At 41.6% G+C, this 23,485-nt stretch carries 18 protein-coding genes and 1 tRNA gene; 11 read left to right on the top strand and 8 right to left on the bottom strand.

Annotation, left to right across the window (positions count from 1 at the left end):
* The first annotated feature begins 211 nt into the window (after positions 1-211).
* From L6773_RS00940 to L6773_RS00930, 3 genes are all read left to right on the top strand, one after another.
* Positions 212-1,009 carry a hypothetical protein gene (locus tag L6773_RS00940; RefSeq protein ID WP_237851959.1) on the top strand — a complete coding sequence of 266 codons (798 nt, stop codon included), beginning with the start codon at positions 212-214 and terminating at the stop codon, positions 1,007-1,009.
* Between the two features lie 67 nt (positions 1,010-1,076).
* Entirely contained in the window at positions 1,077-1,301 is a 225-nt protein-coding gene (locus L6773_RS00935; RefSeq protein ID WP_237851958.1) for a hypothetical protein, read from the top strand.
* A 239-nt stretch (positions 1,302-1,540) separates the two neighbouring features.
* Positions 1,541-2,575 carry a UDP-glucose--hexose-1-phosphate uridylyltransferase gene (locus L6773_RS00930; protein WP_237851957.1) on the top strand — a complete coding sequence of 345 codons (1,035 nt, stop codon included), beginning with the start codon at positions 1,541-1,543 and terminating at the stop codon, positions 2,573-2,575.
* Positions 2,576-2,662: 87 nt separating this feature from the next.
* Here L6773_RS00930 and L6773_RS00925 read toward each other — a convergent pair whose 3' ends face one another.
* Positions 2,663-4,543, bottom strand: a complete 1,881-nt coding sequence (locus tag L6773_RS00925; protein WP_237851956.1) for a DUF4914 family protein — start codon at positions 4,541-4,543, stop codon at positions 2,663-2,665.
* A gap of 725 nt (positions 4,544-5,268) precedes the next feature.
* Between L6773_RS00925 and L6773_RS00920 the strand changes: the two genes are divergently transcribed.
* Both L6773_RS00920 and L6773_RS00915 read left to right on the top strand, forming a co-directional pair.
* Positions 5,269-6,018: an SIR2 family NAD-dependent protein deacylase gene (locus tag L6773_RS00920; RefSeq protein WP_237851955.1), complete on the top strand. Its 750-nt coding sequence runs from the start codon at positions 5,269-5,271 to the stop codon at positions 6,016-6,018.
* A gap of 1 nt (position 6,019) precedes the next feature.
* Positions 6,020-6,499 (top strand): hypothetical protein, encoded by a 480-nt coding sequence (locus tag L6773_RS00915; protein ID WP_237851954.1) that lies wholly within the window; start codon positions 6,020-6,022, stop codon positions 6,497-6,499.
* A gap of 196 nt (positions 6,500-6,695) precedes the next feature.
* Here L6773_RS00915 and L6773_RS00910 read toward each other — a convergent pair whose 3' ends face one another.
* Positions 6,696-7,403, bottom strand: a complete 708-nt coding sequence (locus tag L6773_RS00910; RefSeq protein ID WP_237851953.1) for a M48 family metallopeptidase — start codon at positions 7,401-7,403, stop codon at positions 6,696-6,698.
* A gap of 678 nt (positions 7,404-8,081) precedes the next feature.
* Between L6773_RS00910 and L6773_RS00905 the strand changes: the two genes are divergently transcribed.
* Complete coding sequence (locus L6773_RS00905) at positions 8,082-8,840, top strand: hypothetical protein (RefSeq protein WP_237851952.1); 759 nt, start codon at positions 8,082-8,084, stop codon at positions 8,838-8,840.
* 429 nt (positions 8,841-9,269) lie between these two features.
* Complete coding sequence (locus tag L6773_RS00900) at positions 9,270-10,595, top strand: hypothetical protein (protein WP_237851951.1); 1,326 nt, start codon at positions 9,270-9,272, stop codon at positions 10,593-10,595.
* 190 nt (positions 10,596-10,785) lie between these two features.
* Here the strand turns inward: L6773_RS00900 and L6773_RS00895 are convergent.
* Positions 10,786-10,858, bottom strand: a tRNA-Phe gene (locus tag L6773_RS00895).
* 137 nt (positions 10,859-10,995) lie between these two features.
* Positions 10,996-12,708 carry a single-stranded-DNA-specific exonuclease RecJ gene (recJ, locus tag L6773_RS00890; protein WP_237851950.1) on the bottom strand — a complete coding sequence of 571 codons (1,713 nt, stop codon included), beginning with the start codon at positions 12,706-12,708 and terminating at the stop codon, positions 10,996-10,998.
* Between the two features lie 335 nt (positions 12,709-13,043).
* Between recJ and L6773_RS00885 the strand changes: the two genes are divergently transcribed.
* Positions 13,044-13,970: a sulfotransferase domain-containing protein gene (locus tag L6773_RS00885; RefSeq protein WP_237851949.1), complete on the top strand. Its 927-nt coding sequence runs from the start codon at positions 13,044-13,046 to the stop codon at positions 13,968-13,970.
* Between the two features lie 138 nt (positions 13,971-14,108).
* On the opposite strand, the gene L6773_RS00880 is transcribed toward L6773_RS00885, so the two are convergent.
* Together L6773_RS00880 and L6773_RS00875 are read right to left on the bottom strand one after the other, a co-directional pair.
* Positions 14,109-17,012: a TolB-like translocation protein gene (locus L6773_RS00880; RefSeq protein WP_237851948.1), complete on the bottom strand. Its 2,904-nt coding sequence runs from the start codon at positions 17,010-17,012 to the stop codon at positions 14,109-14,111.
* 117 nt (positions 17,013-17,129) lie between these two features.
* Complete coding sequence (locus tag L6773_RS00875; protein ID WP_237851947.1) at positions 17,130-18,386, bottom strand: Nramp family divalent metal transporter; 1,257 nt, start codon at positions 18,384-18,386, stop codon at positions 17,130-17,132.
* A 192-nt stretch (positions 18,387-18,578) separates the two neighbouring features.
* Here L6773_RS00875 and L6773_RS00870 point away from each other — a divergent pair, with 192 nt between their 5' ends.
* Both L6773_RS00870 and L6773_RS00865 read left to right on the top strand, forming a co-directional pair.
* Entirely contained in the window at positions 18,579-19,706 is a 1,128-nt protein-coding gene (locus L6773_RS00870) for a baeRF7 domain-containing protein (protein ID WP_237851946.1), read from the top strand.
* Positions 19,707-19,910: 204 nt separating this feature from the next.
* A complete protein-coding gene (locus L6773_RS00865; protein ID WP_237851945.1) occupies positions 19,911-21,134 on the top strand; it encodes an acetate/propionate family kinase in 1,224 nt (407 codons plus the stop codon).
* Between the two features lie 62 nt (positions 21,135-21,196).
* Here the strand turns inward: L6773_RS00865 and secG are convergent, their stop codons facing one another.
* Positions 21,197-21,592, bottom strand: a complete 396-nt coding sequence (gene secG, locus L6773_RS00860) for a preprotein translocase subunit SecG (RefSeq protein WP_237851944.1) — start codon at positions 21,590-21,592, stop codon at positions 21,197-21,199.
* A gap of 130 nt (positions 21,593-21,722) precedes the next feature.
* Here secG and L6773_RS00855 point away from each other — a divergent pair, with 130 nt between their 5' ends.
* Complete coding sequence (locus L6773_RS00855) at positions 21,723-22,670, top strand: mechanosensitive ion channel family protein (protein WP_237851943.1); 948 nt, start codon at positions 21,723-21,725, stop codon at positions 22,668-22,670.
* Here the strand turns inward: L6773_RS00855 and L6773_RS00850 are convergent.
* Entirely contained in the window at positions 22,648-23,277 is a 630-nt protein-coding gene (locus L6773_RS00850; protein ID WP_237851942.1) for an SOS response-associated peptidase, read from the bottom strand. The two genes, L6773_RS00855 and L6773_RS00850, sit on opposite strands and share 23 nt — an antisense overlap.
* Between the last annotated feature and the right edge of the window lie 208 nt (positions 23,278-23,485).

Genomic DNA, 23,485 nt, shown 5'->3' with positions numbered 1-23,485 from the left:
ATCCTCAAAAATATATTTTTTCACACTATTGACTTAAGACACTAAGCATAGCTACATTACTTCTATCGCTGATTTAACGGCAACTTGCAGAGCGATTCATAAATGCTGCTAAAGCGCCTGTTGTGCTAGTAACCGGACGTACACTGACGCTCACCTTTTATTTCTCCTCCGGTTAAATATTAATTATTCTAATCATGAAATATTTAGCACAATGTTCAAAATAAACTCATTTCCATCACACTTAGGCTTTGGGTGGCTCAAACCTGAAGCAAGAACAGAAACCGATACTGAAATTGCGATAGATTATTTTTTCATAGATAAGGCTGTCCATCGGGTACTATACAAAAAGAAGCATGATAACTGGCTGATTAAAGACGTTTTAGAGCTGCCTGGCCGGTTAAGTGGAGGCAGAACATTGAGGGAAGCTGTGTTTATGCATTTCAAAGTGATGAATTGTTTTAAAGATCCTGTATTTCAGTACGTTTTAACCAAAGTAATCAGACTGGGTAATATCAATTTTGAATATTTAGAATCACGAAATTCTGAAGGCGGAACCATTGGTTTTTATCCAGCAGGCAGAGTTGTTGTTTTTAGGTTACCTGTTTTGAAGGCCTCTACTGAAAAAAGAAAAATTGATTTTCTTACACGGAATACTCAATACAGTAATGATGAAGGCAGGAATGTCCTAAAACTTAATGACCAATATGAGTCCTCAATAATACTGACCAGAAAAAGTGGTGAAAGAGAAGTTTTTCCGGTTTTGATGTTTGAGTACAATATAATCTTAGCTTCCATATACGAAGCAGCCGAGTGGATTTGCAGAAATAATATGATATCTAAAGAAAAACATTTGAGAATGATTATTCAGGATGTAAAAGAGAAAGCAGTGATGAATTTTCGAACATACCAAGGTGGCCCCAAAGATATTTATAGTACTTATTCTATCCTATTTAAAGGTATTTTTGATACCGTAGATGAGTTCTCGGAATTTAATGAGAAAGCAATTTAAATATTTACAATGGACTGAACAGCAGGAAACTGATCAAACCTTAAAAAATTAATTGATGGAATAAAATATGTTAACTAAAATAAAATCACCACGCTTCACATTTCAAATTACCATCGATTCACAAAATATCTTTTTAAGTATGAGCCCGGATAAAAAAAGAATAAGAGCCAATATTACAGGCATCGATCCGGATCAGTTGGAGAAGATTATTGATGCAGTGATAGATGCCGGACCGGAAGCGATGAATATTTTCAAAGAGATGATTGGTAGAAAAATTATGTCGGGAATTTAATCTTGTTAATATAATCGAACCATTACGAGAAAGAAGAAAAGAAAAAAAATTCCAATTCATCCAAACATTTAAAACGTGAAAGTCCTGAAGAATGATTAAAAAGAATAAAGGAGATGAAAGAAGTTGTTTGTGTAAACAAAAAGAGGGGGAAGGAAGAAAAATATTATTATGAGTATACTTTATCATTGAGAGTCTAAAAGCACAAGCACGAAAAATCATAAATTTTTAAAACTAGGAATATGCTTGATCTATCCAATCATCCGCATCGGCGATATAATCCATTAACAGGCGAATGGATCCAGGTTTCACCTCACAGAGCGAAGCGTCCCTGGCAGGGCAAACAGGAAGATACACCGGGGGATGAGAAGCCAAAGTATGATCCTGAGTGCTATCTGTGCCCCGGCAATGATCGGGCGGGCGATGCCAGTAATCCCGAGTACAAAAGTACATTTGTGTTTACGAATGATTTCAGTGCTTTGAAACCGGATACTCCATCCGAAGAGACCAACCAAAAAGATCTGCTCATTGCAAAAGGCGAAAAGGGTATTTGCAGGGTGATCTGTTTTTCACCCCGGCATGATTTCACTCTGCCTGAAATGGAGCTGCCTCAAATCCGTGAAGTTGTGGACCTGTGGACCAGGGAGTATACCGAGCTGGGAAGTCGTCCCTATATAAATTATGTACAGATCTTTGAAAACAAGGGAGAGATTATGGGATGCAGCAATCCGCACCCGCACGGGCAAATATGGGCCCAGGAAACCATTCCCGATGAACCGGCTAAAGAGTTGAAACAGTTCAAAAAATATTATTCAGAACATAGCCGTACGTTACTGAGCGATTATGTTGAATTGGAAATCGAGAAGGAAGTAAGAGTGGTTGCAGAGAATGATGATTTCATTGTCGTTGTTCCTTTTTGGGCATTTTGGCCGTTTGAAACGCTGATGGTTAGCAAGCGGCCGTTTGGTAGGTTCACGGATATGACCGTTGATGAGAAAGACTCACTTGCGGATATGATTCGTCGCATAACCATTAAGTACGATAATATTTTTGAGGTTTCATTTCCCTACTCTGCCGGTTTTCACCCGGCGCCGACTGATGGCGAAGATCACCCGGAGTGGCATTTTCATATGCATTTCTACCCGCCGCTTCTTCGGTCAGCAACAGTTAAAAAATTTAGAGTAGGATATGAAATGCTTGGAAGTCCCCAGCGTGATATTACTCCTGAAGCGAGTGCTCAGATGCTCAAGAAGTTGCCGGAGGTTCGCTTTAAGTAAAAGAGATGAGACTTTTAAAATGAAGCTGTACGATTATAAATGGAAAATCCGCGAAGTCTTCTAAAACTTCGCGGATTATATCCTTAATTAATTGTGCATTAATTTTTCATAGTCTTCGACCGTTCCATTATCAAGGCAGCATTCGATAATTTGTTTGCCGAGATCGTCCAGGTTTGGTGACATGAATTTCTTAAGCATTCTGTGGAAGAATTCAATCAGAATTTCAGCACCTGCGTCATAGCCCTCTTCCTGAACTTCACGCTGTAACTCAACTCTTAACATCCATTCCGGAATTGTTCGGCCTTCGAATGTCATATGCTTCAGGGCATAACCCAGAACGCTGCACCGGGCAGGCATGATCTGTTTATCCGAGAAATTGGCGTTTCCTTTTCTTGCCAAATATTCACGGGTTACCCATTGAGACATAAATCCAACCTTCCAGGCACCAATGGTTTGATTTGGCGTGAGGATATATTGAACTTTAGGTGTATTTTTAATTTGTTCTAAGAGCAGATTTGCCTGCTTAACCTTCTTCCCGGTAGCAAATGGCCAGTAGCTTCCTACACCCTCACTACTGATACCCTGTGTTTGAATAATGCTTGGATTGGCATGACCGCGCGGAGCAACCAGTCGCCATAACCAGGCAAGAGCCGGTGGTAATACATGCATGATACCCACGATACCATAATTAGGCTCTTCCTGCGTACACGGGGGTGTGCGCATACCGATACTTCGAATCTCTACTTGAACCGGTTCTTCAACAATATTTGGGACGATATCCCTGGGCAGGATAACTCTTGGGTTAGGGCAAGGTACACCGGGTTCATCCATTGTATGATCCCATATCATCGCCCTGCCGCCCGGTACAGATTGGATATTCAAAAAAAGCAGTGGTTTTGGCGGTACGGCTGTCATTTTTTCCAGGGAGGGATCCGTTCCATACTCTTTGATATGGTCAACACGAACAAACCATCCCTCTTCAGCATCCTCCAGTCCCAGTTTGCCATCATCACGTTGCAAAGATGGGTGGCAGAGCGCCATGTCATCGGCAACCGGCATCAGGTCGCAGGTTTGCGCGAGGTCCAGATACCTTTTGTCATCTTTATATAAATTGTCTCCCAACAGCAATCGACCATCCGCTAGTCGGTGGGGCTGCTGCAGCATTTCACTTTTTCCACCTCCGCTGGCACCTTCATGCATAAAGGTTACAATGTTGTCGTATGGAGTTTTTACCTGTACAGATGAGCAGTGAGCCGTTACCCAGCCTTCTTCCTCACCCTGGCCGATGAGCATTCCATATACACCTTTCTTAGCGCTTGGTCCCGGATACAGGTTGTAACTGAACATTTCATAGTTATCAGGCTGCCGATTATGTACGACTACCTGTTTTCCGTCGAAATGTGTATGCCTGAATGGCGGTGCAGTATAGATAAAGGCAGTTGGTTCAAAATTTTCATCCAATTCATCGGGATTTACAATACCCTGCAGAAGTGCAAGTCCCAGGCCAAAAAAGCCGGCATTTGCAGGAATTACAGCAACCGCCTTGTATCCCATTCCGGCTTTTCCTGCGTTGAAGTAAAAAAGTCCCAGATCCTGGGTTTTCAGCCAGTCAAAAGTTTCTTTACGAAGTTCTTCAAAATCATAATCAAATCGATCATCAAATTTTGTTTTATCAGTAGGAAAGTCGTCGGCAATCACCATACATTTAGGATCTCTCCGTCTCATATATGCTTCGGTATAATTAGCAGCGATCCCGTTTTTTACCCTGTGAACGATAGCTTCTTTTTTGAATTCACCGTTCGGGAGTTCATAAGTTACTTCCTGTGATAATTCATCTTCACCACCCACAGAAAGATTGACAAGATCTTCAATATTTTTTGCAACCGTTACGCTTGGTGCTTCATTTATTAAATCCAGAAAATCAGCGTGAAGGTCGGAGTTAAGAATAGTCTCTTTTGATAGATTCATAATTTAAAAAAGTTATAACGAGTTATTAGGTTGAATAAATAAGATACGATAGTTCGGTTTATTACTAAAGAAAACAGGCATTTCTTTATAATAACTTAACGATAGCAAAACAGGATTTGAAAGATCATTTAGGATTGATAGGAACATATTAATCGTAAATTTTCGATGAATGCTACAGGGTCAAGTGAACATCAATAGTTTGATTATTTTAAAAAACTGCTAACAATATAGGAGTTTGAACACAAAATGGGCGATGAATAGCAATAAACTGAAGACTACATCAATAAATCAAGATAAATACTATCGAAACAGTACTATTGGTAGATTATTCTAGTAGTATAACTAGGGCCAATTTTGACATAATCATGCCATATTTTATTACATTCAATTGGTAAATCATCGGAAAAATAAATTGTAGTTTATACAGATATATTCAATGGAAACTTTATCAAATCTCATTTACTACCTGAAAGTAAGATACCGTCAGAATATACCAGAGGAATATCTAAGCACTCTGTTTTAGTGTGGCAGTAGAGATAATGGACATTCGTAAAGTTAATTCTGCAATCAAAAAATAATGTAAACCAAAAGAGCCCTTGAAGAATGAATCTTATTGGGATAACTAATTACCCGGAAATGAAACTCGTTCTTTGTCAATTAACAAGCCACTTGCATAAAATCAAGTACGACCATATCACCAAAAATCAAAGAGATGAGCTCTTGAAATGAGTCTATTATTAAATAGCAAGGGCAAAGAGTCTTCACTAGTGCAAGCAGTAAAAGTAGCTAAAGAAATTTTTGTAGTAACTGGTGCTGGAATTTCTCAAGAAAGTGGTGTGCCAACCTTTAGGTCAAAAGGAGGATGGTGGAAGAAATTGAATCCTGAAAAACTGGCTACAGGTAGAGCATTCAAAGATAACCCTGAAAAAGTATGGCAATGGTACGATTACAGACGAAAAATGTTATCTGAGGTAGAACCAAATCAAGCTCATAAAAGTATAGCTCAATGGGAAAAATCAGGTAAAAAAGTGATTATTCTAACTCAGAACGTTGACAATTTACATGAAAGAGCTGGTAGCAATAATGTGTTTCACATCCATGGAAACATTTGGCAATTAAAGTGTTTGGAAAATAATCATGTTTACAGAGATGAAAGACCTCAACTCCCTGAATTGCCTCCCAAATGTAAATATTGTCAATCAATATGCAGACCTAATGTTGTATGGTTTGATGAAGATCTGGAAGAAGAACTGGTTGAACAGATTGAACATTTAGTGGGAAATAGTTTTTTTGATCTGATTCTTTCAATCGGAACAACGTCATATTTCGATTACATAAGAAAATGGACATTAAAAGCAGCAGAAAGTAAAGCAATGCTTATCGAGATAAATCCAGAGCAGACTCTGTTATCGGGTGATGCTGATGAGTGTGTAAGACATCCAGTATCAAAACTATTTGAAAAAGAGAATATTTAAAATGGAAAATTTTTGGCCTAACTCATTATTAGATATAATCTCAATATTTACGGGTTTATTTGTAATAGTTGGCGGCGTAATGGCTTTGGTTAGATATAGAAATGCTGTAAAACTTCAGGGTGCTGATATATTACTTAGGATGGAAGATGAGTTTAGAGAACTATTGCCCATACTGGATGACATTGAGTCGGAATATTCATATAAAGTTAAAGTAAGTCCAGTGTTAACAAAGTTTTTAGAAAATCAGGTTTTAACAAGTGAGGAGCGTGAAATCATAAAGGATATTGATCGATGCTTAAGGTTTTTCTATCTCTGTTCAGTTATGAGCAATGATTTATCTATTGATAATGGTTCTTTGTCAAAAGCTTATTACCATTACATGGACGAACTAGTTTCGAATTCTCATCCCGAGCTTAAAACCTATGTTTACAAGTACTATCCTCGCTTATTTAGTTGGATCAAAAAGCATATAGAAAGTTAAGTCATTGATAATTTTAAATTTACACAATTTTAATGTGTATTTTTATGCGTTTACTTCAAAATTTTCTAATTAAATAATTCCTTTTAACAAAAAACCCCTGTAAGATCATAAATTAATGTAATAACGGAGTTTAGGGATGTATCGAAGAAAGATTTTGATGACTGCCAATCCTCAATAAACTTTTATCGAATTGACTTCAATAAACAATCTTATTCAATTCATCCTGCCGACTTTTCCAGCTTGGCATGTGTTTGGTTAAGATGCCTTTGTATCGGTCGTTGTGGAGGCGTTCTTTCAGGTGCGCGATTTCGTGTAGCACAACATAGTCGAGAAGGGGTTTCGGTTTCTTAGCCAGTTCCAGGTTTAGCCAGATACGTTTTGCATGGATGTTGCATGATCCCCATTTCGTTTTCATCTGTTTCACTCCCCAGTCCTGAACGGTTACACTAAGCTCGTTCTCCCACTTTTCAATGAGCGCCGGTATCTGCTCTTTTAACATTCCCCGGTACCATTCTTTGATGACCTCCTCCCTTTTGGATTTATCACTTCCGGGACGCACATACAGATCCAGGTATTTCTTATTACGAATCTTCACTTTTGGCGGAGCCTCTTCCTCAATGATATTCAACAAATACCGCTGACCCTGAACCCAGTGACTTTCTCCCTGGATATATTCCCGATCCGGTACCCGTACCTGGGCATTCATTTTCCGGATATGCTTTTTAATCCATCCGAGTTTGGAGATCACGAAGAGCCGAAGGGATTCGGTTTTCATAGATCGCGGAGAGGAGAGACGAACTCTGCCCGATGGCGGATAGACAGCCAAATGGATATTCTTAATATCCTTTTTTATGACATCGACATTGATGTCGGATACCTGTATTTGAAACTTCTCAGTACTCATTTTGATTCTTTAAAACTTCCATGACTAAACTAAGATTCACATCCTCAGGTAATTTATTTTTAATGGCATTTGCCACTTGTCGTTGTTTAATTTTGTTTTCTCTCCATCCGTCTTTGGCCGTGTACTTCACCGTATTATCAATGGTTAATGCAAGATCTTCGTCATAGTTTAGGTTATCATAAAGAGCTTTCTGGACACTTTACACTGAATAAAAGTGCTTGGTCTTCTCTTCTTGCTATCTGAAAATCGACCTCAAGTCTTCTTCCTTTATTCAGATAGAGGTGTCCCTTACCCGATAGAATCGTCGATAACTCCCCGTAGTTTTCGAAATGTTCCATAGCCATATTATCATGTCAGATTAGTAGTAATTAGTCGTTAATATAAAATAATCCTTAAACCTGATATCCAGCTGATGCTCTTTGTTCAATCTCTGTCTTCTAATATCGTACCCAAATGCAAACTATGATCTGGTTTGATAGTCAGACATATTCATGAAAGTTAACATGAATCATAATTCCTGATGACATTGAGAAGCGTACTAATTTGGCAACCACGTATTATTTACCCACAATGGAATAGACGCAAAAGTTAACGTCTCTATTGATGAATAGTCGAGGCATCAAACTGGATAAGTGAGATGCCTTGTTTTTCTTGTGCCTCAGTGCTAAACTCTTTTCCATGAACCGAAAACAATTCTTACGAACATCAGGGACGTTACTGGCAGGTAGCACTTTACTACCACTGGCAGGTTGTGGTTCTTCTCCTTCCGATCCTAAGCCTAAACCTCCTGGGAACAATTATGTGAATGGAGCCGTTGCTTTAGCTAACGTCGACGATAATGGAGAAGTTTTCAAGGTTTCTGGTACTGTGACGTTTCCAAATGGTACAACATTACCTGTCGCTGATGGCTTGGCGCAGTTTGGTACTCAACAACAGATTTCTCCCGGTCGATACCGTGTACAAGTATTGCCTGCACAAGAAGGTGACTTTCCTTCGCATTCTGATTACATCACTGTTCGTGAAGACCATGCTTCTATTTTCGAGATGGTTCCTAAAAAGATCGGATCGTATTCGTACAATGATTTTCTTGATACCTTCGGCTACGGTTATGATGAAAATCGTCACACTCGTCGTTGGGCTGATAATTCGGTCATTATTTCGTATCACTACGATGAAAGTCATGTTTTGGAGGATATCGAGGCAGCAGTAGGAACGTTCTATCGTTCCAATGATCCAACGAAGGTTGCTTCTCCATATTTTATTCAGAACAGTATTGCTGCGTTACAGGAAGTTGTGCAGATGATTCCTGATTCAGCTAATATCCAGATAAATTCATTTATTGAGAGTGAGGGAGAGATTGAGTTTCCTCGTGGCTATGATTACTCTGAAGAGGGTGTGATTTTTACGCAGGCAGTCCGGATGCTCAGTATTTGTTAACTCAAAGATATAATATTGATGGTCCTCGTGTATTTATGTCGACGCTAAGACAGCGTACAGGTTTTTCGGATTCTCAGGAATTTGATGCTCCTGCAGCGACACGTAGTGATGTGCTAGAGAATATGGGTATTCATACCACTGGTCACGGGGATGATGTCGCGCATTACTCGATCGATGGTTTCTGGACTCCTGATGTTCCTCATCTGTTAAATGCTGTTTATTCGTTCAAGCCAGGTACAGGTCGAAGAAAACTTTCTAGTCCCCTTCCTGGTCCGAATGGTTCGTTCTTGAATACTATTGATCACTACGTTCCCGATTAGGTGGGTTGATTTTCTTCAGATGAACCATTTCAGAAATCAGGTTTCTGTATTGATACTAATCGTGGGTCTCCACCTTGCCTTTTTCGGTTTGTCGGACTAAACTCTTTACATGAATCGTTGGCTAACTCTACTCATCATCATACTCCTGTTTGCAGGGTGTTCCACCTCCTCGGACTCCGAGCCGGAGGAAATCCCGAATATCAGTGTGAACGCTAACCTGCCGGACTCTATGATTAAGGATGATCTGGAAAGTATTTATGTCAGCTTTGCCCATCCGGACGGATTAAGCGGTGAGGTCGCCTTCGATGTGAACGTAGAGAATCAATTTACCAAACAATTGAGTGGAGAGACGCTCTGGGATACGACCTTTACTCCACAGCTGCTCGGCAATGCCTCTGATCTGGATGCCACCAGTTCGGCCGTGCTGACCTATGATGTGCAATCGAACTCGGAGGTACCGAAGACCGTCAGTGGATCACGACCATTGCAACTGATTGAATCACCGTACTTTGAGGGACCACTAAGTGTATCCAACGTTGTGACGGGTGAAGCGGTCGATGGTCACATGACAATTCAAGAGGGTCCGATTACTCTTGATATTACCAACGGACAGGCACAGATCCCCCGGGAGTTGGATCTTCTTAAGGATGAATTTGATGATGGAATTGAAGCTGTCTTTGAAGCAGATGGTTATGTAACACACAGGGAGCCATTGCAACGAGCTGGCAGTGATCTGCAATCTATACAGCTGATTCCACGTAAAGGAGATGGGTTTGACTTCGATCTGTTCCTGACGTTCCTGCGAGAGGATGAAAACGGAAATAAGATCATTCATCAGTTTCAGAAAGAAGAAGTGCTGGAAACTCACATTCTTGATCAGGGTGTTTATCGCAGACCTGGGCAGTTTGAGTTTAGCAATACTACAGATCCTAACTTAGTTCCATCCGATGAATTCGTTGCTCACTCGGTCGATTTAATGGAGTACTTGACCCCTCTGTTGAAAGATGTTGCAGGAATTGATGTAGTTACGTATGTCCAAAGCCAAGATGAAAAAACAACGAGCGAGTTTGTCCGTAATGGATTTACGATCGGTAGCTGGGAAGATGCTCCGTATGATATAACTCAAGGCAGTGCTGCAGATGATGGGCGGATAGTGTTCTCTTATATGATGCAGCAAGTATTTGATGGATCAGGTGCCCGTGTTCCTGATTATTACAGAGGAGTCTGTTTCGACACCATGCAAAGTTTCATCTTCAGTCCTGAGAACCCTCGGGCGATGTGTGGTGAAAATGATGTTACTGCTCTGGCAACACCTGTCCTTACCGTTAATTACACCTTCGGTCCTTTGGATGGATTATATCAGAATCTTGATCTGACTGGAAAGGATGGTCAGTCGATTACCGAAGTGTGGTATGTTCACACAGAGAATGAATAAGTGAACGTCGCTTGCCGAGGGCGGGTTGATGGGTGGATAGATGAATTGCAGTTGCCAAGTTTATTGATGCAGTGCAAGTGATTCTACTGTAACCGGGCTGTAACTGAACACATTCAAAAAATATTTTCACCGAAATTAAAAAACCCCTGGAAGATCATAAATCAATGTCTCACAGGGGTTTAAGTATGTGTGGGACCGGGCGGAATCGAACCGCCGACACACGGATTTTCAGTCCGTTGCTCTACCGACTGAGCTACAGTCCCTCACAGAAGCATCAAATATAAGGGCTTTAAAAACCGAACACAATATCTGATTGGGGATTGTTCGTGGTTAGTAGTTAGTTGTCCGTTGGTTTTAGATGAATGACACAAACAACTAACCACGGACAACTGCCAACGTACTAATCTCCAATATGAATATCCTTCAACCTCATCTGGATGGTTCGGCGGCCGTTCCACCGATTCTCCTCTAAAACATAGGCGATGTCAATCTTATCTTGGTCGCAATTTCGCAATTTGGGTTCAAATGCATGCATGTTGAAACCAATACAATCAAAAACTGCGGAGTCTCCCTGACGTACTTTCATTTTTAAATGACCATTTCCAACGATGGTTGGTACACCTTCAATGCAAACATCTTTACTTACAAAAATGGGTCGCATATTCCCGGGCCCAAAGGGTTCAAACTGTGTGAGCAGTTTCCAGAATTTCATATTTACTTTTTTAAGATCCAGGTCGCAGGCGATCTCAAGCTCTGGGGTAAAATCTTTATCAGAAAGATTTGTTCCTGCAATTCGATTCATGCGACGCCTGAACTCCTCCAGGTTCTCCACCTCCATCGTCAGCCCGGCGGCAAATTCATGCCCGCCAAACTGTTCTAACAGATCCTCGCACTCTTTCAGCGCATCATAAATATTAAACCCTTTAATAGACCGTGCCGAACCTTTGATTTTGCCTTCAACCGTACTGAGCATGATTGCGGGCCGATAATGGGCATCTACAAGACGCGAGGCCACAATACCAATCACACCAAGATGCCATTCATCTTTATGTAACACCATGGCGGATAGATTTTCGAGATTGAACTTGTTTTCGAGCATCTCCATCGCCTGGTCCATCGTTTTGGAGTCGGTATCTTTTCGGGTATTATTTATCGACTCTAACTGGCCGGCAAATCTCCGGGCAGAGATTTCATCTTCAGCAATCATCAGTTCTACGGCTGTAGTAGCGTCGCCCATTCTTCCAGCAGCGTTTATCCGAGGTCCAATTGAAAAAACAATACTTGAAGTGGATACTGAGCCGGCGGGTATTTTAATCCTGTCGAGCAGCGCTTTGATACCGATCCGTGGTTGCGTGTTGATGAGTTTGAGTCCCTTTCTCATCAATATCCTGTTTTCGTCGATGATAGGAACTATATCTGATGCGATTGAGATCGCGACAAGGTCCAGGAATTTATTCGGCAGCTTTTTGGGTAAACCCAGTTTTTCTACGGTTCCCTGAACCAGTTTATATCCTACTCCCGCACCGGAAAGTCCATCAAATGGGTAGTTGCAGTCTAATCGTTTGGGATCCAGTACGGCAACGGCATCGGGCAGTTCATCTCCTACGGTGTGATGATCGCAGATGATGAGATCGATCCCTTTTTCGCGTGCATATTTAGCTTCTTCGATTGCTGTAATACCGCAATCGACCGATACAATCAAATCGGCATTTTTTTCGAGAGAAAAACGAATACCATCCGGATTGATCCCATATCCCTCTTTAAAACGGTGGGGAATATAATAGTACACGTCCAACCCAAAACTTTTTAGAAATGTGTACAGGAGGCTAACAGCAGTAGTGCCGTCAACATCATAATCCCCATAAATTACAACGGTTTCATGGTTACGGATCGCTTTTGACAGGCGGCATGCTCCGGCCTCCATATCTTTCATTAAAAACGGATCGTGCAGCTTTACATTTTCAGGCCTGAAAAACAATTTGGCTTTTTCGAACGTGTCGATTCCCCGAATGCTCAATAAATGGGCAATTTCCGGTGGAATGTTCAATTCGTCTTGAATATCGCTGACAGACTCCCCCCCTTGGGGTTCGGAATAGACCCATCGGTAAGACATGATTATGTTCCTGTTTTATTATCATTTAATAGGTATGAGAGCATCACCCCAACCATACCAAAGCATTTTACCCGCATAGCGTAGTATTGCAGGTACTGTACTATCAATCTCTTCTTTTATACAAATAGCATTATAAATAAGAGAAAGACAAATTGTAACCGGTTATTTTTCGATGAAAGGCTTAGGTTCGGATCTTTTCTGCACTTAACTTTTTTATGCTATTTTTAAATTCTCAATTATTCAAACTTGGCAGCTATTTGAAAAAGGTATCCTGGCCTGTAATTGTACATAAGACTTAATATTATATATCAATCAAACGTCTATATAAAATCAGTTTGAAAGTACTAGAACACCGAAAACATATTCTCGTTACGGGGACTCACCGTTCCGGTACTACACTGGTTGGGCAGACTCTCTCACAGGCAGACAACGTGGAACTTGTGTATGAACCGTTTAACCTTGATACCACCCGCTACAATTTCGAGTATAAATTCAATCATTGGTTTGAACATGTTCCAACATCACGCAAATTAACTGAGATACAAAATGAGTTCGACCGATATATTCCAAACTCGGCATTCCAGTATCCTGCAAAAATTTGCCGGGAGAGCGGATATAGTTTAAAAACGCCCCTCATCTACCTCAAATATTTGCTTTTGAGCGAAGACCGGCCACGTTATTTATTGAAAGATCCTATTGCACTTCTTTCGGCGGGATGGCTATATGAGCGGTACGATTTAAAAGTGATCTGCATGATTCGAAACCCCCTTGCATTCGCGGGGAGCTTAAAAAAACAGGGCTGGGATTTTGATTTCAAAAATTTCCTGGATCAGAAAGAGTTGATGAACACGTGGTTGAAACCGTTTAAAGAGGACATGGAGAGAACGGATCGAGGTAGTGATTTTATAGACAGAATTAGCCTGTTGTGGAATGTGCTAAACTATGTGATTCTGGAATACCGTGAAAAATACCCGGAGTGGCTGTTCATGAAGCATGAGGAGCTGGCGCGAAATCCCACTGAAAATTTTCGGCTGATGTTTAACTATTTGGAATTGGAATTCAACAGGGAAATTGAACAGTACATTATAGATTTTACATCAAAGAAAAATCCGGCAGAAGCTAAATCGAATGACTTACAACCCAGGGATTCCCGAAAAACAATTGATACATGGAAAGACCGGCTCACGGATGAGGAGATTAAGCGAGTGAGAGAGGCGACTTCTGAGATTTACGAGAAATTATATCCTGAAAATGATTCTTAACCCTGATTATTTACAACTTAGAATCATAAATATACCCATTCGTGAATAATCCGGGTTAATTTGCTGTATCATACGGTATCAATTCAGAGGTCATTGCGAGGGAATTTGTGACCGAGGAAGCCTCAAAATGACGTTAACTTAGAAATACCCAAAATGATACGACAGGTTATCCCGGGTTGGTTCCCAGCCGATGGAAATTCCAATATCGAAGCTCAGGTTGCTCAACCGAAATCGAGATCGAATACCGGCGCCGTAAAGTGTCCGGGTGTTCGATGTGCGAATAGTATAATCTAAATTCGTAGCTGTTTGAGAAAATAGTACCAGGTAAATGTTGGACAGGTAGAGCGGCAGGAGCAGTCCACCCTCATCAGGATATACAAGGGGTATGGTATAGCGGGTATTCAAGAACCCGATATTGTTGGCACCTGGAAATGGAAACTCAGAGAAATGGTCTGCAAAATCCGATGAAATGCCGAATACGGGTACTTCAGTTTGGGAATACACCTCCGCGGAAATTCGCAGTGATTGATTCCAACGTTTCAAGGGCGAGAGGAATGTAATCACTCCGGCGTTCACTCCATATCTTCTGGAAAGCGTTCCATCCACAGAAAGCTGATCCGTTTCAATCATAATTTCGTCTTTATTCAGGGCTTGCCGCCACTCGGCAAAGAAAGCCCACCCGGCATTGGGTTGCACATCTCGTATAAATTGACGGATGTTCCAGTTGAAAATGGTTTGAAGGCCAATCGTATGCCGTGTTGCAAATTCAGAAACAGGGCGCGAAGACCGGTCAGGATCCAGAAAACGAACCTGTGATACGGAATAACTCGGCTCAAAATAGAGGGATGTAAAGCGCGTATTCGATTCAATCGTTAATGGAATGGGAACGCTAAATGAAGCTCCACGAGAATCCTGCAATAATTCCTGGGTTGAATCATCATCTTCATTATCTGTCTTAAATGAGGCGATAAAGGGCTCATTGAAAAGGCTGACTTCAAATCCGGGATAAAATCCTTTATAGATGTAGGATGCATCGTACCAAAGTCGTTCTGCCATGTAACTCGCATCCAGGGAATAAGCTTGTGAGCTCATGACATCCCCGCTTTCAAAGGTCAGCCCCGGTCGATGATATCCATCTTGATCTTCGTAGGTCGGGAGCCAGAGCCTGGGTTTGAGCCATCCCCAACCTGTAGAATATCTTTCAGCCTTCCAGGAAGACCTGTCCGGGTTTTCCTCACGATTCATTAATGGACGAGAAAAACTTTCTGTGATCTCTTTATCCATTTTCCACAGATCCGCAGGAACTTGCTGCCAAACAGCATCAGAAAGATTGAGAAGTTGCAGGGTTTGTTCATGTTCATCCTGCATGATATAGGCAACTTGCTCACCACCGGGAGAGTAGGAAGCTTCAAATGCATTGAATTGGCTGTCGGTAATCTGATTCACGATCTCTCCTGGAACGTCATATTCATAAAGGTTCATGGTTCCGGTGTGATCACTCACAAACAGCAGTTTCTCCTCTTTTGGATGCCATGCGAGGTCAAAAATAGAGCCGTTTTCAAAGACAATTTCGGGGTCGGAATCGAGGATAGATACCAGATCAAGATCTTCAAACCAAATAGCCTGGGTGCTGTTTATTCGACCGATAATTGCCGCAGTTCCCGGTTGATACGGATTGGGAGCTGCCTGAACAACAGTGGAGTGCTCCGGTTTGGAATATTCCTGTAAAATCTCTCCATCATTTGGATTGATTCGTACAAGGTTCATTTCGTTAGCTGATGTTTGAACAGCAAGAATGTCATCATCAAATAATGCGGGAGAAAAGAGACGCGCGCTTCTTGTGATCCGCACTGAGCGACCAGTATTAAAATCAAGCTGATGAAGATCTCCCTGGAAGAGATTATCGTAGAGAAGATGGCTGTGATAGCGAGAATAGATCAAACTGCTTTTATCTTCTGAAAGGGAATAGAAAAAATCATCGGTAATGGATACCTCCTTCAACAGGTCCAAAGAATTGCCGATCAAATCATAGGTATAAAAGCCGGTGGTTCGGTTGCATCCACGCCCGAAAAAAATGAGCGTATCCTCATCCAGCCATTTCGGACGCTGAAGTCGCTTACATGTCGCTGAAAATGGAATCTCTTTTGAAAGTGAATCTGTACCGTTGCCGATCTCTTTGAGGCGGTCGGTTTCGTTCTGTTTTTTCTCTTTGCTGAATTGATCATAAAGCTCACCGGGCCAAGAATCTGTTTCATGTTTAAGAGCCATTCCAAACCCCAAAAACGGATATTTGTAGTGATACTCTATCGCATTCTTCATTGAATCTTCTCCGTAGGAATCCAGCAGCCAGTTTACAAATTCGTAGCCGCCGATGTAGTGACGGTCAAATGGCGGCGTATAGGTGGTACTGTGAATCAACTGCCCCATCGACCACTCATCGTCGGTATTTAATACAGATCTGAATTTATTGCGAAAATAGGGATAGTTACCGCGACCGGACTGTGGAATTTGGTTGTGACTTTCATACTCTACGGCTATGCCCTCCAGGAATCCATTGGGGGCTGCAGTGTGAGTGCCCCGCCTGATGTCTGGTGAGAAAACAGAGAGTACACGTGTGAAAGATTCAGGATTATAGTTGAAATGCATGGCGTGAACCAGTTCATGAGGAAGCACAATTTCAAGCCAGTCGCCCGATTTTGGGTTCATCGATTTACTGATGATAGGCGATAATTCAACTTCAGACCGAAAATTTATTGGAGATACAAAGCCGTTAGAATTGTCATTTTCCGGGTTGAGGATAAACGGGAACCGATCCATCTCGCCGCCGACCAGATCCTTTATATCAGCATATTCACTCTCTAAAATGGCGAGCGAACGGTAGGCTTCTTGCTCATATTGTTGGGGATAGATCAGTCTGAAATGATCGGTATTGAGTTCCATCCACTCTTGCCCGGGAACCCGGTATTGAGTGTTATAGATTTGAGCATGTGCCGGCAGAGCAAATAGAATACTGATCGCACAAAAAAAGAGATACCTGATCATTGAGTGTATGTTAATGTCAGTTCGACATACGAATCTTGAATAGTACGTTCCCCTCCTTCAAAAGAAGGGGACTTTTTAAACGCTTTTATATTAATTTTATATCGTATCTACAATAGATTAATAAAAAAGCATCCAATACAGGTAAATTAAGGCAAAAAGTGTAAGAAAAATAATACCGCTAACACTCAGCCAGTACAGCCAGGATTTTGGACGATACTGCTCATCTACTTCAGGCTGGTGGATGAGCTTGTGGTTCATAAATGCCAGGACGGGTGCTGTTAGAAAAGACATCGTTGTTGCGAGATCAATCAAAAAACGAAAACGGTCGCCCAGAAGAATCAACAAAAGAAGTGAGCCGGCGCTGACTCCAACAAGAAGATAAGCATATCGTTTTTCTTCAACATTCTCATCATCACTCTTCAGTATCGAAACAAATTCATTCACCACGCGAGGGTAGGTGTCTGTAACCGTAAGAGTTGTGCTGAACATCGTGATAAATGCACAGGCGGCAATCAGGATAAATGCCCAATCGCCCATGGCCGCGGTATAGAGTTCAATCAGCTGTTTGGAGAAACCGGCGGCACTGGCTGCGTATTCCTGGCCCGATCCGTACATCACCATTGCACCGAGTGTTAAAAAACAGAGTGCTATGATGGACGTGCCGATGTAGCCAAGGTTAAAATCAAACTGAACTTCGCCCAGTTGCGGTTTGTATTGTGTTTCATTCATCCTCTCTATAGTCCATATCGATTGCCATGCCGCCGCATCTATGGGAATTGGCATCCAGCCCATCAGGGCAATCAAAAAAGCTACTCCGGAAACGGTCCATATCTCAGGCGCAATCGCTTCAGGTTGAGGTGTAAACCCGATATTTGTGAAAGCCAGGAACATCGCCACAATAGTTGATATTGCGAGTATGACCATCAGAACTTTAATCGCTTTGTCCAGGAGTGTATACGTATTACGGACCAGGTAGAGTACACAGAGAACCAAGATCAGGCCGCACCAGGTGGTTACGGAGAGTTCAATTCCGGTGAGGCTGGTTGCCAAACTGGCTGTTACGATCGTTACAGCAGCATGAACGGCAAACATCGTTGAGATCGTAAAAATGATGAAAATCCAGAGTGCAACCGGACTCATTTTAGCATATCCACGAATCATATTTTTACCGGTGGCCAGTGCATACCGCGGACCAAATTCCAGAAATGGATATTTAAAAATATTGGCCAATATTACGGCCCAAACCAACGCAAAACCATACTCGGCGCCGGCTCTTGTAGATTGTACAAGGTGTGAAACTCCAATGGCGGCGGCGGCCATAATCAGGCCCGGGCCCAGGCTGTTTTTAATTCCCTGTAGGGTAGACTTGCTCATCTTCTGATTAATTATGCTTGTTTGTTATGGCACCTTTAGGGTAAGAAAATTTTATCAGACTCAGTAAATATGAAAGAGACTTTTATGATGCTGAAAAAGTTTAAGATATCTGATTTTATTTGGAACATTAAGAGTTAGAAATTTTTTATTTTGATGTATACACACTGAAATATTAAGAAAGTGGTAGCAAGGATGGTAAGTGAAAAAACAATACACGAGCTGATCGACAAAGAAGCTAAACATTACGTAACAATTACTCTTCCAACTCACGAAAAAGGGGAGGAATCAAAACAGGACCCAATTCGATTTAAAAATCTGCTATCTGAAGCCGAAAATTCTTTGAAAAAACGCAATTCAAATGGAGTCAATATTGAGGAGATACTGAAACCGGCCAAAGAGCTTTTAGACAAGCCGATGTTTTGGTCTCACCTGAAAAAAGGACTTGCCGTTTATATGACTGAGGATTCATTTGATTTCTATCATCTGCCGTATGAAGTAAACGAGCAGGTATTTGTAAATGATCATTTTATGATTACTCCACTTCTGCCGATGACCAGTATGGACGGCACGTTTACCATATTGGCAGCCAGCCGAAAGAATTTGCGATTACTGCGCTGTACTCGAAATACTGTTCATGATATTACACCGCCTGATACTGTAACTTCCGTAAATGATTACCTTGAAGTTGACCCTCAAAAACAGCTGCAATTTCATACCGGTGCTAAAGGTCAGTCTGCTGTTTATCATGGACACAATGCCAGCGAGGAAGATAAAATGGTGGTTGTTGAGGCCTTCTATCGAGAGATTGAAAAAGAGATTACCAACGTGATGAATGAGTTGGAAGATCCGCTGATATTGACCGGTTTGACGGAAAATATTGGCCTTTATCAAAAAGTAAATCACTACAATCGCTTGGTTGAAGATACAGTCTCCCACAATCCGGATGAACTTTCTGATAAAGAACTGCGAGACAAAGGCTGGAATGTTGTGAAATCGCACTTTTTATCTGAGATGTACAGATCTCTCGAAAAATTCTCTGAGTATGGAGACGATCGTGTGTCCAACAACCTGGGTGAAATCATTGAATCTACGGTGATGGGGAAATCTCAAACCATATTTATATCTCAGGGTGAAACGAAGTGGGGCAAATACGACAAAGAGAACCACACTGTTCATTACAGCAACCAGCCCAATGGCGAAGATGTTGAGCTTCTGAACTGGCTTTCCATTACCGGTTACAAAACGGGCAGTAAAGTGTACGTTCTTCCAAAAGAGGAGATGCCGATTCACTCAACTGTAGCAGCTGAATTTAGATTCTAATTGCGATTGTTGACCCAAAAAAGGCGCACTTCTTCTTGTTAGGAGTGTGCCTTATTTTTTGTTGCAGAAAACAGTTCGATTAAGATCGGCACTTTCAGTAGTTTTAAAAGAGTTTTCCTCCCGCTCAAAAAGAGATTTTTATGAGAGGCATACCTCAAAATTATTATTAATAACGAATAATCATCAAACACTTTAAAAATATTCATGCTTGTATTAGTCATTAATTGCGGGAGTTCATCCGTTAAATACGATTTAATTGAAGTTGAAGGCAGAAGAGAGCGATGCAGCGGTATCATTGAGCGAATCGGGGCGGTTACGTCTATTGTTAAACATCATCCGGAGAATGGAAAACAGATTAAAGACACGAAAGTGATCTCCAATCACGGTGAGGCATTGAAAGAGATTATGGACTACCTGTTGAGCCCGGATGCCAACATTATATCCTCGCCTTCCGACATTAAAGCCGTTGGGCATCGCGTGGTCCACGGTGGTGAGATGTTCAAGGATTCTGTATTAATTGACAGCGAAGTGAAAGATGCGATAAGGCAGGCGTATGATCTTGCACCTCTTCACAATCCGGCAAATTTAAAAGGCATTCAGGCTGCTGAAGAAAAGTTACCCGATATTCCACACGTAGCCGTTTTTGATACGGCCTTTCACCAGTCGATCCCGCCGAAAGCTTACATGTACGGAATTCCAAACCGGTTATACCGCCGCCATAAAATTCGGCGCTATGGTTTTCACGGAACCTCCCATTACTATGTGAGCCGGCAGTACTACAAACTGATTGATAAGCCAAAAGAAAAGACGAAAGTAATTACCTGTCACCTGGGGAACGGGGCGTCTATCGCAGCAATTGAAGGCGGCCAATCCAAGGATACCTCGATGGGTTTTACGCCATTGTCGGGCTTGGTGATGGGAACCCGAAGCGGTGATCTCGACCCCTCTATCCTGTTTTATATTGTAGAGAAAGAGGAGTTGCCCCTGAATAGTTTACATGCAATGCTGAATCGCCACAGTGGTTTGTTGGGGTTGAGTGGGTATGCCAGTGATATGCGGGACCTGATATCTGAAGCGGAGCATGGAGACAGGCGCTGTCAACAGGCGATTGATGTGTTTTGCTATAATATTAAAAAATATATCGGCACCTATTTAGCAACTCTGAATGGTTGCGATGCAATTATTTTTACAGCCGGTATCGGGGAAAACTCCTCATTGATCAGGGAGAAGTCACTCGAAAATCTCGGCTCACTTGGAATTGAAGTCGACCCGAAACGAAATAGTGCCGTTAAACCGGGAGAGATCGAGAAAATAAGCTCGGATTCTTCAAAAACAGATGTATACGTAATTCCCACAAATGAGGAACTTGTAATAGCTATTGATGCTGCCAAAATTGCCACGGCAAGCAACCAGAGTCCGTGGGTATAGCCAATAAAAAACCCCGAATTGATGATATCAATCCGGGGTTAAATATTCATTTGTGTATCAGATTAATTACTTCCGCCGTCAGTTGAGCCCTGATCGCCGGTATCAAAGTCTTCTTGCTGTTGTGGTACGGCTGATTCTGTCTCGGAAGGAACCGTAAAGTCCTGTTGTTCAACCGGCTCTCCAAAATTCGATTGCTGTTGAATTGTACTTTGATTGGTTTCTTCATTGTCGATAGCAAAATTCGCAAGCACACTTAAACCGAGAAAAAGTCCGGCAAGAACAGCGGTTGTTTTAGACAGGAGATCGGCCGTTCGGCGTGCTCCCATTGAAGAACCACCGGCCATTCCGGCAGCCAATCCACCCGACAATCCCTCTTTTTGGCCGGGTTGTAATAAGATTACTACAATCAGTAAAATACAGATTAGAGTAATCAGCGATATAATAATTCCGTAAAGCATAAAATAAAGTTTTCAGTTTGTTGCAAAGAGTGTAAAAATATCACTATTTATACTTTTAACAAAGTGGTAAAGGTATAACATATTGCAACTCTTTTAATTGTTCTAAACCGCTCAAAATATAAGAAATAAGATGAACGAGGAAGCAAGCCAATCTATAAAAGAAGTTTTGTCGAATATCTACCTGGATTATGGCAACTTAATTGAGTCTGTAATTATAGTCCTGGTTCTGATTGCAATCCGGTTTATTGTGATTCGAATTGTGCGCCGCCAGACAGAGGATGATTCAGTCAGATACAAGTGGCGTAAAAATTTAACCTACTTTTTAAGCTTTCTTGGGTTTTTGTTGATTGGGCGGATTTGGTTTCAGGGAATGGCCTCCGTAGCTACCTTTTTAGGCCTTTTATCAGCAGGTTTGGCAATTGCCCTCCGCGATCCGGTAACAGATATGGCGGGTTGGCTCTTTCTCATTTGGCGTAAACCTTTTGTGGTGGGAGACCGCATTGAAATTGGCGACCGAAAAGGAGATGTGATTGATATTCGGTTTTTCAAATTTACAATCCTCGAAATTGGTAACTGGACTAAATCTGATCAAAGCACGGGTCGTGTGATACATATTCCTAACCACCATGTACTGCAAAACTCCATCGCCAACTACACGAGTGATTTTAATTTTATATGGAATGAGATTGAGATTGTGGTGACATTCGAGAGTAATTGGAGAAAAGCCAAAGAATTACTCACCGATATTGTCAACAGTCATTCTGAGGATTACGTGGCCGATGCTGAGCAGCAGATACGCAGGGCAAAAAAATCGTATCTCATTCAATACAAAAACCTGACCCCGATTGTTTATACTGAAGTTGTAGAAGTAGGTGTGAAGCTAACGATTCGTCATCTTTCTCATGCTCGCAGGCGCCGCGGGCTCAACCAACTGATCTGGGAAGATATATTAGATAAACTTCTGGCTGAGCCGGATATAGATTTTGCCTACAATACGCTTCGAATCTACCAAAACCAGATTGAAGGAAAACCCGATCTACAGCCCAAACCTCCTTCTACTTCGGAATCGGCTGGATAATTTCCGGGCTGTTATTCGTGGGATCATTCACTTTCTTACTCACGCGCAATACGGAAAGGTCTGTAAGCATAAACAGGTTGCCGGCTTCTTTAAGCAGGTCTTCGAGATCAATCCCGGGATCGAGCCATTGTAATGCTGTCGGGCGATCTAACATCATCGGCATGGTTGCAGACATCGGCTCAACAAGTGTGTTGGCTTCAGTAGTTATAATGCTTACGAAGGATTCATCTCCCTCGTAATAAAGTCCTGCTACCGACATTACTGCATTATTTAAAAGACGTATGAAGAAGGGATGATTTTTCTCCTCGTCATCTTTCCATACGAAGAAGCCACTGAGTGAAAGGATGCATCGTTTCACATGATTTTTCTTGAGTTCGTCAAGAACCTTCTCTTTCTCTGTTGTCGTTTGCTCAGCTCTGTTCGCTCCCATCTGTCCCCACCGTACACGAGTAATTTCCGGCTCACCATTATTAAGTATAATAACAGGCAATTGATGCCCGGGTGAAAGGTTATAGTGTGGCTCAAACAATGCCTGCTTATTTGTTTGAATGTTATAGTACTCCTCAACCTCTTCTTTGGATGCAAAAAAAGCGACTCTTTTAGCCATTTTATCTAAGGTTTTCTGAATGGTTTGTTTTGTAATAAAGTACATAAAATAAAACGCTTAATGAATGCAACACATTCGGATACCTAAGCTTTTTTATTATAAAGATAGATATAAAAATTACATTTGTATATACAAATAAAGGTTAATAATCACTCCCTGCACCATGTAGATTAGTCAGTAACGTGATTGGCGGTATAAATTTATGAAA

This window comes from Rhodohalobacter sulfatireducens (genome assembly GCF_022012475.1).
In the GTDB taxonomy this organism is placed as follows: Bacteria; Bacteroidota; Rhodothermia; order Balneolales; family Balneolaceae; genus Rhodohalobacter; species Rhodohalobacter sulfatireducens.
The sequence above is the reverse complement of the archived record's forward strand: the minus strand, read 5'-3'. Positions and strand labels throughout refer to the sequence as shown.